Below are 17,056 nucleotides of genomic sequence, written 5' to 3'. Positions count from 1 at the left end.
TCTTACTGACCGATATGGAAAATTTGATCAAATTTCAGATTGTCAGGGTGAATTCTGACCGGTTGTTAACAACCCGGTAGCCACCGATATCCACTGGCTCGCCCTGGAAACGGATGGATTCAACCGCATCGACTGCGCCAATCACAACCCTCAAGGGCGTCGGCCCCTCGATATCAATCAGATCCCCGTTACGCTGGAGCGAATTCACCAGGCGGTTACCGGCTGCGTCACTGATCTGCACCCAACAATCGTCACTGAAGCGAATCTGGAGTCGACCGTTGTCCGAAGCATCCGACAGCCCATTCGGGTCTTCCAGAACCGGCTCGGGGGTCTGGACGACCGCAGGAATCTGATCGGTAACAGGCTCGGTTGCATCAGCCGCGCCATCGTCCGTAGCCAGTGTGTTTTCAGGCACCTGATTTTCACCAACGTCAGTTTCAGGCGCTTGAGCCTCAGTTTCTGTTTCAGACTGCTGCACGGTAGGCGCCTCCGCCTCCATAACTGCCGATTCCGACTCTTCAGCACTGGCAACAAGCACAGGTTCGGAGCGCTCTGGCTCGGCCAACGCAGCCGATTCCTCGGCTTCAGCAGGAGCAGGCTCCTCCGGCACTGATTCCGGTTCTGTCGTCGGCTCGGAAGGCGCCGGGCCCTGTGCAGGAGCCAGAAAGGTGAAAGCAAGGTATCCGGCAATGCCCAGCACCACCAGGAAAAACAGAGCCTTGGCAAGCTGACGTTTACGACGTCTGCGACGTTCGATGTCTACCAGCGGATTGGCTTCCTGCTCCTGTTCCCGCTGTTGCCGAATGGGTTCCAGTTCCTGGTCGAGGTCGGCAATCACTGCATCTGCGTCCAGCCCAACCTGTTTTGCATAAGCCCTGACATACCCTTTCAGAAAGAGTTCACTGTCAATCTGGCTGTAATCTCCCGACTCGATCGCCTGGATTACCGAAGGACGCAAATGCTGCGCTGCTGCGACATCACCGGTACTCAGACCGGTTTTCTCCCGTGCCTTTTGAAGCTGCCGCCCTACGGGCTCCTTCGTAGCTGGCTGTGAGTTTTCTTCAGTTGCCATTAGAAATCAGCACCTTATATTGTTGGTATTCGACTGACTCCGGAAATTTGTTTCTGAGTTGAAGCGCAAGGCTCGCCTCCTGGTTTTCATCACTGTAGAAGCGGGCAATGCGGATTCCGGTAAGAAGGCTCTCCGGTGAGTGGACCAGACGCTGATTTCGCTGCATCAATGAAATCAGTCGCGAGTAATAGCGTGCCGCGTCGTCGTAGTCGCCAGTCTCTACGGACACCCGGGAGAGCGCCAGCAGGGAACGTGCATCGCCTCGTGTCAACTCCACTGCGCGGCGATAGGATGTGGCCGCAGCTTCCAGTTCTCCGAGGCGCTCCTGGGTCATGCCCAGGTTAAAGAAAACCGAGCCGCGATCCTGATAACCGGTATCCCGGGACGCAGCACGGAATTGATCCCGCGCGTCTTCCATCCGGTTCTGGCCGAACAGGAAAGCTCCGTAATAAACCCGCGCCCGTGTGTACCCTGGATCCTCGGAAATAGCCTGTTTGAAATTACGCTCAGCCAGTTCTGGCTCACCCTCGGCGTTATAGACAAGCCCCATCGCAGCCCTGGCGCCGGGGTCATCTGAATCCAGTTTCAATGCCCTGTCGAGGTGATGGCGTGCACGTTCAAGATTGCCCTGCCCAATATAGGCCGTGGCAAGTTTCACATAGTTATCGAGCGCTTCCTGCTGATCTGCTTCCCGTGAAAACCGACTGTCGGTAGTGGTAACGCAACCTGTAACCAGCAGGGTCAGCAACAGGGTGGCCAACACGAATGAACGTCGGTTTGCTGGTGGTGATATCACGGGTGTCCCCTTCCTCGATTGGGCTGCAAGACGTATCTGGTTCAGGGATTCACCTGCTGAACCTGAATATACCGCTGACTCCGCCGGGTTCTGTCCTCGACCCGCCCGACCAGTTGCCCACAGGCGGCGTCAATGTCATCGCCCCGCGTGGTTCTGATGGTAGTGATGTAGCCAGCCTCGTTAAGAACGTTCTGGAACCGCCGCGTGGCATTCATACTCGGTCTCCGGAAATCGCTCTCCGGAAACGGATTGAAGGGAATCAGGTTGATCTTGCACGGAAGATCCCGCAACAGCACCGCCAGTTCCCGGGCGTGCTCGGGCTGATCGTTCATCCCCTCGATAACGGTGTACTCGATTGTAGCCTTACGCTTGTCTGGCAAACGGGCGAAATACCGCTTGGTGGCCGCAAGCAGCTCTGAGATCGGGTACTTTTTATTCAACGGAACCAGTTTGTTACGCAGTTCATCATTCGGGGCATGCAGGGAAATGGCCAGTGAAACATCGGTAACTTCCGACAGGCGATCCAGCGCGGGCACCACGCCAGAGGTACTGAGGGTCACCCGGCGCTTGGAGATCCCGTACGCCAGATCCTCCATCATGAGGTTCATGGCGTCCACGACATTGTCAAAATTGAGCAGGGGCTCGCCCATGCCCATCATGACCACGTTGGTAATCGGCCGATCGGGGCCCGGCTCAAACGGCATGAAGGCCTTGCGCGCAACCCACACCTGGCCAATGACTTCCGCCGCAGTCAGATTACGGTTAAAGCCCCGCTTGCCGGTGGAGCAGAAGGTGCAGTCCAGGCTGCAACCAATCTGTGAGGAAACGCAGAGTGTGCCGCGTTCGCCATCGGGAATCAGTACCGTCTCCACGCTGTTGCCGTTATCCATGCGCATCACCCACTTGCGGGTGCCGTCTTTGGAGGTTTCGTCGTACACCACCTCAGGACCACGGATCTCGGCAACCTGCTTCAGCTTTTCCCGAAGCGCCTTGCTCATATTGGTCATTTGATCGAAGTCATCGGCGCCACGCTGATGGATCCACTGCAAAACCTGAGTGGCACGAAAACGCTTCTCTCCCAGGGACTCGAAGAAGGCCTCGAGCTTTGCTTTTGGCATTCCCAGGAGATTGGTTTTTTCAGCGGCCGCTGTCATTTCATAACCTCGATCAGATAATCAATTCGGAGGCGACCGGATGATCGCCCCCGATCAACGCAATCAGCCCCTCGGGCAGATCTCGTTGTCATTGAAGAAGTAAGCGATTTCGCGCTCGGCAGAAGCCGCGGAATCAGAGCCGTGAACGGCGTTTGCGTCGATGGACGATGCGAAATCAGCGCGGATAGTGCCCGCCTCGGCTTCTTTCGGGTTGGTCGCGCCCATCAGGTCACGGTTTTTAAGGATCGCGCCTTCACCTTCCAGAACCTGAACAACCACCGGACCGGAGGTCATGAATGCAACCAGGTCGTTAAAGAACGGACGCTCTTTGTGCTCTGCGTAAAAGCCTTCTGCCTGCTCCTGGGTGAGGTGCATCATCTTGGCAGCAACGATGTTCAGCCCAGCTTTCTCGAAGCGGCTGTAAATTTCGCCGATCACGTTCTTTGCTACCGCGTCGGGCTTGATAATCGAGAGCGTGCGCTCAGTTGCCATGGTATTTCTCCAGTTTGTGGATGGTTAAAATTCTGGCCTGCGATTATACGCAGTCCGGGGCAAACTTCCTACCGCACTGCGCGGAGGCGACTAACAACATCAACTATTTGCGCGCTGGCAAACGCCACTTCCTCGTTCGTGGTGTAGCGGCCGATGGAAAAGCGCAGCGCACGATGGGCCTGCTGTTCACTCAACCCGATGCCACGAAGCACATATGAGGGCTCTACCGTGGCTGAAGCGCAGGCCGAACCGGAGGATACCGCCAGATCCCGAAGGCCGAGCATGAGGGACTCCGCATCGACGCCTTCAAAGGAAAGATTCATTATGCCCGGGACGCGCCGGGATTCACTGCCGTTGAGAGTGACACCCTCGAGAGGCCGGAGCCCCGAAAGAAACGCCTCCCGCAGGGCTTCCAGCTTCTCCACTTCCTGTTCAAGCGCGGACTGGGCGATCTCGAACGCCTTTCCCATTCCGACAATCTGATGGGTGGGGAGCGTTCCGGAGCGCATTCCTCGCTCATGGCCACCACCATGAATCTGCGCCTCAATACGAACATCCGGCGACCGCCTGACGTACAGGGCGCCGACGCCCTTCGGGCCATAAACCTTGTGGCCGGAAAGCGCCAGCAGATCCACCGGCATGGAGCCGACGTCAATTGCCATCTTGCCGGCGGCCTGGGCGGCGTCCACGTGAAAAAGAATGCCTCTTTGGCGCAATTCGGCACCAATGGCGGCAATATCATTGATCGTTCCAAGCTCGTTGTTCACCAACATCAGACTGACGAGCACGGTATTTTCCTTGAGCGCGTCCAACACCTGATCAAAACCGATGGTTCCGTCGGCTGCCGGCTCCAGCCAGGTGACTTCAGTACCCTGATGCTCCAGCCACTTGCAGGTATCAACAACCGCTTTGTGCTCGATCCTGGAGGTAACGATATGAGCGCCCTGCCGGCCGGCAACCGCCCCTTTGATGGCGAGGTTGTCTGATTCCGTTGCCCCCGAGGTCCAGACAATCTCCCGCGGATCAGCGTGGACAAGACTGGCGACCTTCTTGCGTGCAGCTTCCACTGCGGCTTCTGCCTGCCAACCATAGGCGTGGGTGCGGGATGCCGGATTACCGAATACACCATCCAGCGTGAGGTATTTCATCATTTCATCAGCAACGGCTGGATCAACGGGCGTGGTGGCCGCGTAGTCCATATAAACGGGCTTTTTCATGGATTCCGGAAACTTGTTGGTGTCAGGCCGGCGCCTGATCAGACAGGCGTTCGGTATTGATGGTTTCAGAGCCACTGTCGGACTGGCGGCGATTTTGCCGATCCGCAACCTGGCGAATTTCATGCTTCCTCATCAGGTCTCCGAGACTGATCTCGCTGAGAAACTGATGAATCTGATCACTGAGATCAGACCAGAGGTGATGGGTCAGACATTTCTCGCCGTTCTGGCAATCGCCTTTGTTGCCGCACCGGGTGGTATCCAGCGATTCACTGACGGCATCAACAACTTCGGCAATGTAGAGATCAGCCGCAGGACGACTGAGCCTGTATCCACCACCGGGACCGCGAATACTGACAACCAGCTTCTGGCGGCGGAGACGGGAGAAAAGCTGCTCCAGGTAGGACAGTGAGATTTCCTGACGCGCCGATATATCGGCCAGACTCACCGGCCCCTGGTCTCCATGCAGAGCCAGATCCAGCATTGCCGTAACGGCATAGCGGCCTTTGGTGGTCAACTTCATAGCGTCAGCCCCATGGCGGGATTGAATCTCAAAAATGCAGAACAGAGTATGAATTGACCAACCAATTCAGTCAAGTATTCAGCGCCGCACCTCTTCGTCGTCTCGCACGCAATCGAAATCTTCCTCGTGGAGCGGTGGCAGTTCACCATTCTGGTATTCACTGTTCACCTTGCGCAACGCCTTGCACATATTCTCTATGCGGTCATCCACGGCATGCATGTGATCAAGCAAAGAGCGCATGGCCCGTGCTACGGGGTCCGGCATTTCTTCCGTAACGCCGTATGCATCGAAGCCCATTCGCTCTTCCATCTCCTTGCGGCGGGCATCGTCTTCGCCCTGGCGTTTGACAATAACGCGGCCAGGAATACCTACAACGGTTGCACCCTCTGGCACAGCCTTGGTAACGACCGAGTTTGAACCAATCTTGGCACCCGCGCCTACTTCAAAAGGTCCCAGAATCTTGGCGCCGGCACCAACCACCACACTGTTGCCAATCGTGGGATGCCGCTTACCCTTGTTCCAGCTGGTTCCGCCCAGCGTAACCCCCTGATAGAGGGTTACGTCGTCGCCAATCACCGTAGTCTCACCAATAACAACACCCATGCCGTGGTCGATGAAAAAGCGGCGACCAATGGTTGCACCCGGATGAATCTCAATGCCGGTAAGCCAACGGGCGATCGTCGAAATGGTCCTCGCAAGCCATTTCAACCCCAAACTCCACAACCAATGGGAAAACCGATGGAAAAGCAGTGCGTGCAAACCGGGATAGTTGGTGAGCACTTCAAAGGTATTCCTGGCGGCGGGGTCCCGATGGAACACGCTGTTAATGTCTTCCCGCAAACGCTCAAACATGGCCATTGTCCTGTTCCGTCGCCGCAGTATCGGCCTCGGTTGATTTGCTGTTGTTCCGTGTGCCCGCCGCTTTCTGCACAGCAGTGAGGATGCCCCGGAGGATATTGATCTCCATCTGATCAAGTCTGGCTCGCTGGAACAGACGCCGCAAGCGCGTCATAAGCTGCCTGGGGTTCTCCCGCCGATGGAAATCAACATCGATAAGCACCTGCTCAAGATGACCGAAGAAGCCCTCAACATCGTGGACTTTCGCCGGCGGCACATCCCATCCTTCGTCCCCGGGCCGGGTCATCGACTTTAAGTATGGGCTTCCCTCACCGCCTTCAAGGCTTCGGAGGTAATACATCCGCAATTCATAGCACATGACCTGCACCGCCATGGCCAGGTTGAGAGAGCTGTAATCGGGATTGGAGGGAATATGAATATGATAATGACAACGCTGCAGCTCATCGTTGCTGAGACCATGGTTCTCCCTGCCGAACACCATGGCCACCGGGCCACTGCCGGCGTGCTCTGCGGCCGCGGCCGCAGCCTCGGGCGGGGCGCACACCGGCCAGGGGACTTTTCTGCCCCGGGCACTGGTACCCATTACCAGAACGCAGTCGGCAAGCGCCTCATCGAGCGAAGACACCACGTGGGCGCTATCAAGCACATCTGAAGCCCCCGCCGCACGGGCGTATGAAGCCTCGTCCGGAAACGAAGACGGGTTGACCAGCCACAGGTTGCCGAGCCCCATATTTTTCATGGCACGGGCGACTGCGCCGATATTGCCTGAATGGGATGTCTCAACCAGAACGATCCGGATCTGATCCTGGAATGTTTCCGTCCCTTCCTGTGGAAGTGCGCTTTTATGCATTGTTAGCAGGCCCAAGGTTATTGATCAGGGCGGCAATGATAGCAGAAAGCAAAGGCACCCTGCCCCTCCGGAGTACCCGTAACCTCTGGTTATCCGTGCTATTGCTGAGTCAAAAAACATACAAGCGGGGTGATCTTTTGCTATGATACCCGGCCTTCACACACCCGGATAATGAACACTCAGATGCAACCAGCTATTAAAATGGCCCTGCGCGTCGCGCGTCAGGGGTCTGATTATCTGAAAGCCCATTTCGAGCGCCAGGAACCTACCGGCAAGGACGACTCAGAACGCCGTCGTCAGCTGGAACGGGTTGAGCAATCTATTTATGACAATTTTGCCGAACAGCTCGAAAAAGCCTACAAGGACCACAGCATCGCGGCCCTGAACGAAGCGGATGCCGGAACCAGCGAAAAGAGCTGGCACATTTTCCCTGTCCTGGGCCGTGAAAATTTCCTTCGGGGCATTCCGGAGTTCGCTCTGGCCCTGTCCCAGAAAAGAATAACCGAACTGAAAACCTGCTGCTGGTTAACCCCGTTACCGGAGAGGAATACTCGGCCAGCCGAGGCCATGGTGCGGCGCTCAACAGCCGCCGCGTGCGCGCTTCGGAAATCAAGCTGCCGGAGAAAGCCGCCATCGCTACCAACCTGCTGGACCAGGCTCGAAAGAGCGAGGATCCGATGCTCTGGGGCGAAATGGCCGCTGTACTGGCCAGGGATTCCGGTATGTTCCGCACCTCCGGCTGCGTGGTGCTGGATATCGCCCGTGTGTCCGCCGGATTGATGGACGCAGCCATCATCTTTCGTCCAGAAGCGGCAGAACTGGATCTTGGCGTCACACTAGCCATGGAATCCGGTGCCCTGACCGGTGATTTCTCGGGCAATCCGTCCACCGGGAACGCCCGCCAGCTGGTGGTTGCAAACCCGAAGCTGTTCCGCGAAGTGCTCAAGGTCCTGCATCCGTTCCGGGGCCGTCTGCCTCGCTGAACTCCCGGGCTCTTTGAGACACAAAAAAAACCGCCACATTATGTGGCGGTTTTTTTTGTGCCCGGAAATCGGGGAACAACTACGATTACATCCGGTTCAGCCACTCCGGCGGCTGCTCTTCTTCTTCGGCATTTTCCGCGCCTTCCTTTGCCGGCACGATCAGGTCATCTCGAGAAACGCCCATCACCATCAGCAGATTCGCAGACACGTATATGGAAGAGTAGGTACCGACGACCACACCAATAATCAAAGCCAGGGCGAAGTTGTTGATTGCCTCACCACCCAGAAAGTAGAGAGCAAGCAAGACCACGAGCGTCGTACCCGAGGTGTTGATTGTCCGCGCAATGGTCTGGTGAATGGATTCGTTGATGATATCCCAGGGCTCACCCACACGCATTTTGCGGAAGTTCTCCCGGATGCGGTCAGCCACAACGATGGTATCGTTCAAAGAATAACCAATGACCGCAAGCAACGCAGCCAGAACGGTAAGATCGAAGGTCCACTGGAATAACGCAAATACACCCAGAACGATAATGACGTCGTGAGCCAGAGGCACCACCGAGGCAATACCGAATTTGAACTGGAAGCGCATACCCACGTAAATCAGCACCACGGCAAGGGCGATTAGCAAGCCAAGGCCACTGTCTTCCTTGAGCTCTTCACCAACCTGGGACCCTACGAACTCGGAACTGACCAGTTCAAGATCTGCACCACCCTCTTTCAAGGTTCGGGTAACCTCCGGTGCCAGCTGATCGTTGTCGGCCTCGGCCATCCGCACCAACACCGTCGTGTCAGCCCCGAAGTTCTGAACAGAAAACTGCTCGTACCCGGCCTCTGTCAGCCTGGAGCGGATTTCATCAAGTTGCGGAGCCTCTGCGTATTCAAATTCAACGGAGGTGCCGCCGGTGAAGTCCATCCCGAAATTCAGGCCGCGTGTTGCGAGCAGCGCAATGGACACCACGATCAGTGAAATGGAGATTATGGAAGCAATCTTCCGTAACCCCATGAAATCAAACGGTTGCTTTTGATCTTCAGACATTAGCGAGCTTTCCTCCGATCGACAGCTTCTCGACCCTGCGGCCGCCGTAAACAATGTTAACGATGCTTCGGCTGACCATCAGGCCAGAGAACATCGACGTCAGAATCCCGATGCAGAGTGTCACCGCAAACCCTTTCACGGGGCCGGAACCCATCGCGAAAAGAATCACGGCAACCAGCAATGTGGTGATGTTTGCATCAAAGATGGAAACAAAGGCCCGGGAATAACCGGAGTTGATGGCCGTCTGGGGCGGCACGCCCGATTTCAGCTCTTCCTTTATCCTCTCAAAGATAAGCACGTTGGCATCCACCGCCATACCGACGGTCAGAACGATACCGGCGATGCCTGGCAGGGTCAGTGTCGCCGAGAGGATCGACATACACGCAACGAGCAGCATCAGATTCAGTGTCAGCGCAATATTCGCTACCACGCCAAATCCACGGTAGTAGACAAGCATGTAAAGCAGCACCAGCCCGAAGCCAAGCGCAACGGACATCATGCCGGCGTCTATATTTTTCTGGCCGAGGCTCGGACCAATGGTCCTCTCCTGAACGAAGTACATCGGGGCGGCAAGTGCACCGGCGCGCAAGAGCAGCGCCAGTTCTGCGGCTTCCGGAATAGAATCAAGCCCGGTGATCCGGAAACTGCTGCCCAGAGCGGATTGCACTGTGGCAAGGCTGATAATGCCTTTCTCCACAACGCGGTTCTCCACCTCCTGAGGCTCGCCGTCTACCATTCTGGTTTCGGTTTCCGTGCGGTACTCGATGAACAGCACGGCCATCCTGCGGCCAATGGCATTGCGGGTGGCCCGGTTCATCAGGTCGCCACCGACGGAATCCATGGTGATATTAACCTGGGGTTGGCCGTTTTCGTCGAACGCCTGCTGGGCATTGGCCACGTTGTTACCGGTAGCGATCACCTCCTGCTCGAGGCGCGCGGTGCGCTGTGGCTGATCCCGGAAACCAAACTCCTCGGTCTCGCTGCTGGGGGCGTCCTGGCGGGCCTCCATGCGGAACTCAAGGTTCGCGGTTGCACCAAGTACGCGCTTGGCCTGTGCGGTGTCCTGTACGCCAGGCAACTCAACAATAATCCGGTCGGCACCCTGCTGTTGAACGAGGGGCTCAGCAACACCGAGCTCATTCACCCGGTTACGGATCGTTGTGAGGTTCTGCTCCAGAGCATAGTCCTGAATCGCAGTGACCTCAGCCTCGGAGAGCGTCAGGACAAGGAGGAATTCATCACCCTCGGTCTGCTCATCGAGAAGGAATTCGTTGTACTGGTCACGCACCATGTTGAACGCTTCGGTGCGGGAGGCTTCATCACGAAAGCTGAGAACGATCTCGCGGTTATCCTGAACATCTCCGCCACGATAGCGGATCCGCTCTTCCCGCAGCTCTCGCTTGATCTGGCCAGACATGGCATCCAGACGCTGGCTGACTGCGGTTTCCATGTCGACTTCCAACAGGAAGTGGACGCCGCCACGAAGGTCCAGACCCAGCTTCATCGGGCCGGCACCCAGGCTCTTTAGCCAACCGGGTGTGGAGGCAGCCATGTTCAGTGCAACCAGGTATTCGTTTCCAAGAGCAGCCTGCACCAGGGGGCGGGCCTGCAATTGGTCTTCAGAGTTGGTGAGACGGATCAGAGCATCCCGATCCTGAAGAGTACTGCTTTTCACCTCGATGCCCCGGCTTTCCAGCACACCAACGGCCCTGTCGAGCACACCGGCATTCACTTCGGTGCTACTGCGGGCGCCGGTAATCTGGATGGCGTAGTCGTCGGGGAAGAGGTTGGGCAAAGCGTAGATAAACCCGATCACGAGCGCGACCAGGATAACCAGGTTTTTCCAAAGCGGATACTTGTTCAGCATGGGATCCCTTGTAGCCGGCCTAGCGGCCAGACTTGGTGTTTCAGCCAGGAAGATTCAAACCGGCCACCAGGGATGGCCGGCTAAATGGCCCCCGCTCAGATGTCCTTGAGCGTGCCCTTCGGCAGCGCCGCAGCAACGGCTACTTTCTGGACCTTGATCTCTACGTTGTCAGCAACTTCCACAACGATGAAATCGTCAGTCACCTTGGTAATTTTGCCGGCAACACCACCAGAGGTCACAACTTCATCACCTTTATTCAGGCCGGACATCAGAGCCTTGTGCTCTTTCGCACGCTTGGACTGTGGGCGCCAGATCAGGAAGTAGAAAATCAGGATGAAGCCGGCGAAAAAGATCACCTGGCCCATAACACCCATTCCCTGAGCAGCCGGGTCCTGCGCCATGGCAAGAGCAGGCATCAGAGCCAAAAGGCCGGCAACGAGCATTTTAAAAGCTTTCATTGAATATCTCCGTTGGTTTAGCGAATAAATCAAACATTGCCCAGGGGCGGAACGGTCTCTCCGCGCAGAGCGTAGAAGTCGGTTACAAAGTCCGACAATGTACCTGCTTCAATGGCCCCACGCAATCCAGCCATCAGGTTCTGGTAGAACCGGAGGTTGTGGATGGTATTCAGTTGTGAGCCAAGCATTTCTCCACATTTATCCAGATGATGGAGATAACTTCTCGAAAAATTCTTACAGGTATAACAGTCGCAGCGCTCGTCCAGCGGCGCGGTGTCATGACGGTGCCGGGCATTGCGGATTTTTACGATCCCGGTTGACGTAAATAGATAGCCATTCCTGGCATTGCGGGTAGGCATTACACAGTCGAACATGTCGACACCGCGACGCACCGCCTCGACGATATCTTCCGGCCGGCCCACGCCCATCAGGTACCGCGGCTTGTCTTCCGGCATTTTCGGCGGCAAGTGGTCGAGAATCCGGATCATGTCTTCCTTGGGCTCGCCAACCGACAGACCGCCAATGGCGTAGCCATCGAAGCCGATCTCTGTGAGCCCTTTCAGAGAGCGGTCCCTCAGGCCTTCGTACATGCCGCCCTGAACGATGCCGAACAACGCCGCAGGGTTACCCTCGTGGGCATCTTTGCTTCGTTGCGCCCATCGCAGCGACAGCTCCATGGAATCTTTTGCCTGACGCTCGGTGGCCGGATAAGGCGTACACTCGTCAAATATCATAACGATGTCCGACCCGAGATCCCGCTGCACCTGGATCGCAATCTCCGGTGACAGCTCCACCGGCGAACCATCTACCGGAGAACGGAAGGTAACGCCGTCCTCGGTGATCTTGCGCATCTCACCCAGACTGAACACCTGGAAACCGCCGGAGTCGGTCAGGATAGGCCCATGCCATTGTGTGAAATCGTGAAGGTCGCCATGGGCCTTGACCACCTCAGTACCGGGCCGAAGCATCAGGTGAAAGGTGTTCCCCAAAATGATTTCAGCACCGATTTCGTGGATATCGCGGGGCAGCATACCCTTGACCGTGCCGTAAGTGCCGACAGGCATGAACGCGGGGGTCTCAACGGTTCCGCGGGGAAACGTCAGCCGGCCACGGCGGGCGCGCCCATCCTCGCCCAGTTTTTCGAACGACATGAAACAGGTTTGTGTCACAAAGCCTCCCCGGCATTATCGTTACCGGCTTCATTGGATTCCACGGTCGCCCCGAGCAACATGCCCCGGCTGGGTTCCTGACCGTTGATAAACATGGCGTCACCGTAACTGAAAAAGCGGTAGCGTTCCTTTACCGCTTCCCGGTAGGCCGACATGACGTTGTCATAGCCGGCAAACGCGCTGACCAACATGATCAGGGTGGATTCCGGCAAATGGAAGTTGGTGATCAGGGCGTCCACGGTCTGAAACCGGTAACCCGGGTAAATGAAGATGTCGGTCTCGCCCGTGAACGCCCTCAGGCGACCACCACGGCTGGCCGACTCAAGGGAACGAACCGACGTGGTACCGACGGCAACCACACGCCCTCCCCTTGCACGGGTTCGTTCGATGGCGTCGACGGCATCCTGGGGAACGTTCACCACCTCACTGTGCATGGTGTGATCCTCGATTTTATCGACCCGTACCGGCTGGAATGTGCCGGCACCGACGTGCAGGGTCACAAAGGCACTTTCAATGCCGCAGGCGGCCAGTTTCTCCAGCAAGCTCTCATCGAAATGCAGACCCGCCGTGGGGGCTGCTACGGCACCTGCTTCCCGAGCGTAAACGGTCTGGTAGCGTTCCCGATCGGTGGATTCGTCCGGACGGTCCACATAGGGCGGCAGTGGCATGTGGCCAATCCGCTCGAGCACCTCAAGCACTGGCTCCTCAGACTCACAGACGAGATGAAACAGCGCTTCGTCCCGCCCCGCCATTCTCAAAGAAGTGCCATCCTCAAGGATCACCTTCTGCCCCTGTTTCAATGCTTTTGAGGCTCGAACATGGGCGATGATGTCAGGTTCTCCGGTTACCCGCTCAACCAGAACTTCTACCTGCCCACCGGTCTCCTTCTTGCCAAAAAGGCGCGCAGGAATCACCCGGGTGTTGTTAAACACCAGCAAGTCGCCGGGTTGAAGCAGGTCAGGGAGTTCACTGAATATTCGGTGGTCAAGCTTGCCAGAGAGGCCGTCGAGACAAAGCAGCCTGGACGCGCTGCGATCCTTGAGTGGATAGCGGGCGATCAATTCGTCCGGCAGGTCAAAATGAAAATCGGAGACATTCATGGAATGGACTGTTAACGACGCCGAAGAAAAGAAGATGGTAGCGGCGGGCGGACTCGAACCGCCACGGGTTTTACCCCAACGGATTTTGAATCCGTCGTGTCTACCAATTTCACCACGCCGCCATCGGAGAGTGTTGGGGATTATACTGAGCTAAATCGCGAAAGCAATAAGCCAGCGGACACAACTGCCCGCCGGCTCAGAGTTTTACAATCGATCGAACAGTGACAGCTGCGAAACCTGGGCAAACGACTGCTGGGCCGCCTGCAACACGAAGCTCTGGAAACTCAGTGTGCTGATGGCCTCTGCGTAGTCCACATCCTGCAGCTGGGACCGTATTTCATTGCTGTAGACCGACGAATCCTCCAGGAATGACTTGGTCGATTCCACCGCGTTCATCCGGCCTCCCAACTCCGTCTGCTTGAGGATAATGCTTTCCTGGGCGTTATCGAGGTTGATCAGGGAATTGGCAATCAGGTCGTCGTACTGGGACTGCCCATCCGGACTGCTCTTGTCGATGTTGTTCAAACCGGAAATCAGGTTCTCAATGGTGCCGAACACCGACTGTTTTTCATTGATCTTCAGCGTAAACACATCCCCCGCACCGGGAACCGCATCTGTCAGAGTCACTTCAACACCGGCAACTTCAAAGGGCTCACCACTTTGATAGGTTGCCGGATCCACCGTCAACACATCACCCTGGCTGTCCGTAGCGATAATATTGCCACCGGCATCAACCTCAACCGTAATGTCGTCCGGGAATGAGTTGGGGTAGGCGGCAGCCAGATCTGCCTCGTTAACCAGCTTGACGCCTGAAATAGAAGCGCCCGGCGTGCTCACCGTGCTGTGTTCGCCGGTGATGGCCGCAGGAACCCTCACGAAAATGTCCTTGCCGTTATCGCTGATCGGAACGGTGACGCCATCATCGATTTCGAGGACTCGCTGCCCCTCGTCGCCCTGGTAGACCCAACTGCCAGAGGGATCCTGCTCAAAAGCCTTTACCGAGCCCTGGAATCCGCTAAAGATGTATTCGCCAGAGGCATCACGGGTATTGGCAATATTGGCGAGCTGGCCCAGGCGTTCCTCCAGCTCCGAAGAAATCGACCGCCGGTCGTTGGCCGACAATGACCCATTACCCGCCTGAACCGTCAGCTCCCGGATCCGCTGAATCACATCGATCGAACTTGAAAGAGCATTTTCTTCCTGTTTCAGACGGTTGTCCGCCAGGTCGACGTTACGCTGATAGGTTTCAACCCGCGAAAGCTCCTGATCCAGCTTCAGAATGCGCGCTGCAGCGACCGGATCGTCGGAAGGTTTGTTTACCCTCTGGCCAGTCGAGATCTGTTGCTGGGTGTTATTCAGGCTGGTATTGAGCTCCTGGAGCCGATTAATGCCGCCTGAAAAAATCTGCTGTGATGAAATTCTGATCATGTCACATCACCTCAACCGTTACCGGAAACTCTGTAACAGGGTATTGAACAAATCCTGGGCTACCGACATGACCTGGGCCGAGGCATTGTAGGCGGCCTGATACTGGATCAGGCGGCCGGCTTCCTCATCCAGGTTAACGCCGGATACAGATTCCCGCTGATTGGTCGACTGTTCCAGAAGGGTTTTGCCGGCATCCACATCCAATTGGCTCTGGCGTGTTTTAACACCGATATCTTCAACAAGCCCGGCATAGCCCTCGGAAAAGTTCTGGCTGCCACCATTCAGAGTGTTGGCCGTGCCAAGAGCCGCCAGCAGTTCCGCATTCCTGTTGTCCGAAACACCGTTGGAGTTGTAATTGATCTCGAAGGTGTCACCGTCAGCCGGCTGGCCCGTTATCTTGAACTGGAAACCCTGGTACTCGGCACCATCCGCCGGATTGTCGCTGAACAGCTCATTGGCAACGCCCGGCGTGTAGGGCCGGTTTGCCGGACCTATCGGGTTTCCACCGCCGTCCGTAACCGTGAACACCAGGCCGGTTCCCGGATCGTCGAATGTTACGGTAATTGGCCCGTTCGCCAGTTGCCCGGTCGATTGGAACGCGGGCAACAGGGAGTTGGTGAAGGGGTTCCTGACGTTAAGCATGGTGCCCTGATCAATCTTGCCGGTACCGATATTGTCATCGCCGGTGGTAGCACGAACCGGACTTGCGAAAGCCAGATCCTCCTCCCGATTGACCACCAGCCCGATGCTCTCCGCCGCATTCCGGCTTGGTTGAATCAGATATTTGTCTCCGGCATTGAACGTGCCGCCCTCCACCCGGATGTTGAAACCGGGCATGGAAATCTCAGACTGGGGCGGATCGGGCAACCGGCCCTGATTGACGGTTCTTCCAGTACCCTGATCAATCAACTCGTAGCTTCGCCCATCGCCACTGAACTGGAGAGTCCAGCGGCCTGCCGGAAGCGCCGAACTGTCGGTTATCTCGACAGCCAACTGTCCGTTGGTCGAGGGCGCGTTATTTCCGTTAGGGACCACGCGGCTCCGTTGCGCCTCGAGCGAATTGATATCTGTGAAGAACAGCCCACCGAGTTCGCCCTCCAGATCCATCCCGATTTCATGCTGGTGATTCATGGTGTCGGAGAGGGCAATGGCAATCCTGCCGAGCTCATCGAATGCCGGTTTCAGACCTTCGGTATCGAAACGCAGGAGACCACCCAGCTTGCCGCCGGTGATCTGTTCATCAATATTGACGAGGCGTCCACCGTTGCTCAGCGTGAACTCCAGACGTGTCGGATCTTCGGCATTTTCCCGGGTGCCGAGGGTCGAAGCGTTACTGCCAACCACCAGGGACAAACCGTTCGACAGAGACACGTTAACCTGGCTACCGTCCGCCGGACTGACTTTTATGCTAATAAGCTCCGACAGCTGCCGCAGTTTCTCATCCCGCTTATCCAACAATTCATTGGGCATTTGCCCCTGGGCAATGCCGGGTGATTCAGAAATCGCCAGGTTCAGCTCCGCAATGCTTTTCAGCAGGGTATTCGCGTCTTTCACACCCTGCTGCATCTGGGTCTTGATGGATTCCCGCTGCTGGATGAATTCCTGGTTCAGCGCCTGGAAACGGTTTACAACCTGCTGTGCCTCACTCAGGACCAACTGGCGCTGTGGCAAGGAAGTCGGATCTTCCGCGGCATTCTGAAGGCTCGCAAAAAAGTTGTTCAGTGCATTGCTGAGGCCGGTAGATTCACCCCCGAGCAGGTTATCAAGCCTGGTCAGCTCCGAATTAAGGGCTTCCTGCTCTCCGTAGAGGGTGCTGTCTTCACGCACCTGTTGAACCAGGTATTCGTTGGCCAGGCGGCGAATGTCCGCCACGTTCACGCCGCTGCCTATGGTGCCGGCACCAGTTCGCTGGCCTTCCTGGGTTTCAAACAGCACTTCCTGGCGACTGTAACCCGGCGTGTTGGCGTTGGTTATATTGTTGCCAGTGGTGTTCAGCGCGGCCTGGTGACTGAGGATGCCGGTCAGACCAATACCTATGAGCCCTGCCATAAGC

Annotated in this window: 15 protein-coding genes, 1 tRNA gene and 1 pseudogene; 1 reads left to right on the top strand and 16 read right to left on the bottom strand. The window is 56.6% G+C overall.

Features of this window, described 5'->3' with window-relative positions; translation table 11 throughout:
• Positions 1 to 34 precede the first annotated feature (34 nt).
• From HP15_RS07490 to trmJ, 8 genes are all read right to left on the bottom strand, one after another.
• The gene (locus HP15_RS07490) at positions 35 to 1,072 is read right to left on the bottom strand and encodes a RodZ domain-containing protein (RefSeq protein WP_014576904.1); all 1,038 of its coding nucleotides are present in this window, start codon (positions 1,070 to 1,072) and stop codon (positions 35 to 37) included.
• Positions 1,062 to 1,835 (bottom strand): type IV pilus biogenesis/stability protein PilW, encoded by a 774-nt coding sequence (pilW, locus tag HP15_RS07485; protein WP_008174329.1) that lies wholly within the window; start codon positions 1,833 to 1,835, stop codon positions 1,062 to 1,064. The genes HP15_RS07490 and pilW overlap by 11 nt, the downstream gene beginning before the upstream one ends.
• A 74-nt stretch (positions 1,836 to 1,909) precedes the next feature.
• On the bottom strand, positions 1,910 to 3,022 hold the full coding sequence (rlmN, locus tag HP15_RS07480) for a 23S rRNA (adenine(2503)-C(2))-methyltransferase RlmN (protein WP_008174327.1): 1,113 nt from the start codon (positions 3,020 to 3,022) through the stop codon (positions 1,910 to 1,912).
• Between the two features lie 63 nt (positions 3,023 to 3,085).
• On the bottom strand, positions 3,086 to 3,514 hold the full coding sequence (gene ndk / locus HP15_RS07475; RefSeq protein WP_008174325.1) for a nucleoside-diphosphate kinase: 429 nt from the start codon (positions 3,512 to 3,514) through the stop codon (positions 3,086 to 3,088).
• 68 nt (positions 3,515 to 3,582) lie between these two features.
• Complete coding sequence (locus HP15_RS07470) at positions 3,583 to 4,731, bottom strand: IscS subfamily cysteine desulfurase (protein WP_008174323.1); 1,149 nt, start codon at positions 4,729 to 4,731, stop codon at positions 3,583 to 3,585.
• 22 nt (positions 4,732 to 4,753) lie between these two features.
• The gene (gene iscR / locus HP15_RS07465) at positions 4,754 to 5,251 is read right to left on the bottom strand and encodes a Fe-S cluster assembly transcriptional regulator IscR (protein WP_008174321.1); all 498 of its coding nucleotides are present in this window, start codon (positions 5,249 to 5,251) and stop codon (positions 4,754 to 4,756) included.
• Between the two features lie 78 nt (positions 5,252 to 5,329).
• Entirely contained in the window at positions 5,330 to 6,133 is an 804-nt protein-coding gene (cysE, locus tag HP15_RS07460) for a serine O-acetyltransferase (protein WP_227499763.1), read from the bottom strand.
• Positions 6,096 to 6,959, bottom strand: coding sequence for a tRNA (cytosine(32)/uridine(32)-2'-O)-methyltransferase TrmJ (trmJ, locus tag HP15_RS07455; RefSeq protein WP_014576900.1), 864 nt, complete (start codon positions 6,957 to 6,959; stop codon positions 6,096 to 6,098). Before trmJ ends, cysE begins: the two co-directional genes overlap by 38 nt.
• A 183-nt stretch (positions 6,960 to 7,142) precedes the next feature.
• Between trmJ and HP15_RS22855 the strand changes: the two are divergent.
• Positions 7,143 to 7,942 (top strand): annotated as a pseudogene (locus HP15_RS22855) (inositol monophosphatase family protein).
• Between the two features lie 85 nt (positions 7,943 to 8,027).
• Here the strand turns inward: HP15_RS22855 and secF are convergent.
• The 8 genes from secF to flgK form a co-directional block, all read right to left on the bottom strand.
• A complete protein-coding gene (gene secF, locus HP15_RS07445; protein WP_014576898.1) occupies positions 8,028 to 8,981 on the bottom strand; it encodes a protein translocase subunit SecF in 954 nt (317 codons plus the stop codon).
• Complete coding sequence (secD, locus tag HP15_RS07440) at positions 8,974 to 10,848, bottom strand: protein translocase subunit SecD (RefSeq protein WP_014576897.1); 1,875 nt, start codon at positions 10,846 to 10,848, stop codon at positions 8,974 to 8,976. The genes secF and secD overlap by 8 nt, the downstream gene beginning before the upstream one ends.
• A gap of 95 nt (positions 10,849 to 10,943) precedes the next feature.
• On the bottom strand, positions 10,944 to 11,306 hold the full coding sequence (yajC, locus tag HP15_RS07435; protein ID WP_014576896.1) for a preprotein translocase subunit YajC: 363 nt from the start codon (positions 11,304 to 11,306) through the stop codon (positions 10,944 to 10,946).
• A gap of 29 nt (positions 11,307 to 11,335) precedes the next feature.
• A complete protein-coding gene (gene tgt, locus HP15_RS07430) occupies positions 11,336 to 12,457 on the bottom strand; it encodes a tRNA guanosine(34) transglycosylase Tgt (RefSeq protein WP_014576895.1) in 1,122 nt (373 codons plus the stop codon).
• 14 nt (positions 12,458 to 12,471) lie between these two features.
• Positions 12,472 to 13,575, bottom strand: coding sequence for a tRNA preQ1(34) S-adenosylmethionine ribosyltransferase-isomerase QueA (gene queA / locus HP15_RS07425; RefSeq protein ID WP_014576894.1), 1,104 nt, complete (start codon positions 13,573 to 13,575; stop codon positions 12,472 to 12,474).
• A gap of 35 nt (positions 13,576 to 13,610) precedes the next feature.
• A tRNA-Leu gene (locus HP15_RS07420) sits at positions 13,611 to 13,697 on the bottom strand.
• Positions 13,698 to 13,779: 82 nt separating this feature from the next.
• A complete protein-coding gene (gene flgL, locus HP15_RS07415; protein WP_014576893.1) occupies positions 13,780 to 15,003 on the bottom strand; it encodes a flagellar hook-associated protein FlgL in 1,224 nt (407 codons plus the stop codon).
• 18 nt (positions 15,004 to 15,021) lie between these two features.
• A complete protein-coding gene (gene flgK / locus HP15_RS07410; protein ID WP_014576892.1) occupies positions 15,022 to 17,052 on the bottom strand; it encodes a flagellar hook-associated protein FlgK in 2,031 nt (676 codons plus the stop codon).
• Between the last annotated feature and the right edge of the window lie 4 nt (positions 17,053 to 17,056).

This window comes from Marinobacter adhaerens HP15 (assembly GCF_000166295.1).
GTDB classification, from domain to species: Bacteria; Pseudomonadota; Gammaproteobacteria; order Pseudomonadales; family Oleiphilaceae; genus Marinobacter; species Marinobacter adhaerens.
Note: the sequence above shows the minus strand (reverse complement) of the source record. Positions and strands in the feature narration are given on the sequence as shown.

What these genes read in the sequence shown, in the direction of transcription:
- HP15_RS07490 (WP_014576904.1), bottom strand. Translation starts at nt 1,072, where the DNA reads ATGGCAACTGAAGAAAACTCACAGCCAGCTACGAAGGAGCCCGTAGGG.
- rlmN (WP_008174327.1), bottom strand. Translation starts at nt 3,022, where the DNA reads ATGACAGCGGCCGCTGAAAAAACCAATCTCCTGGGAATGCCAAAAGCA.
- ndk (WP_008174325.1), bottom strand. Translation starts at nt 3,514, where the DNA reads ATGGCAACTGAGCGCACGCTCTCGATTATCAAGCCCGACGCGGTAGCA.
- HP15_RS07470 (WP_008174323.1), bottom strand. Translation starts at nt 4,731, where the DNA reads ATGAAAAAGCCCGTTTATATGGACTACGCGGCCACCACGCCCGTTGAT.
- iscR (WP_008174321.1), bottom strand. Translation starts at nt 5,251, where the DNA reads ATGAAGTTGACCACCAAAGGCCGCTATGCCGTTACGGCAATGCTGGAT.
- trmJ (WP_014576900.1), bottom strand. Translation starts at nt 6,959, where the DNA reads ATGCATAAAAGCGCACTTCCACAGGAAGGGACGGAAACATTCCAGGAT.
- secF (WP_014576898.1), bottom strand. Translation starts at nt 8,981, where the DNA reads ATGTCTGAAGATCAAAAGCAACCGTTTGATTTCATGGGGTTACGGAAG.
- secD (WP_014576897.1), bottom strand. Translation starts at nt 10,848, where the DNA reads ATGCTGAACAAGTATCCGCTTTGGAAAAACCTGGTTATCCTGGTCGCG.
- yajC (WP_014576896.1), bottom strand. Translation starts at nt 11,306, where the DNA reads ATGAAAGCTTTTAAAATGCTCGTTGCCGGCCTTTTGGCTCTGATGCCT.
- tgt (WP_014576895.1), bottom strand. Translation starts at nt 12,457, where the DNA reads ATGTCGTTCGAAAAACTGGGCGAGGATGGGCGCGCCCGCCGTGGCCGG.
- queA (WP_014576894.1), bottom strand. Translation starts at nt 13,575, where the DNA reads ATGAATGTCTCCGATTTTCATTTTGACCTGCCGGACGAATTGATCGCC.
- flgL (WP_014576893.1), bottom strand. Translation starts at nt 15,003, where the DNA reads ATGATCAGAATTTCATCACAGCAGATTTTTTCAGGCGGCATTAATCGG.
- flgK (WP_014576892.1), bottom strand. Translation starts at nt 17,052, where the DNA reads ATGGCAGGGCTCATAGGTATTGGTCTGACCGGCATCCTCAGTCACCAG.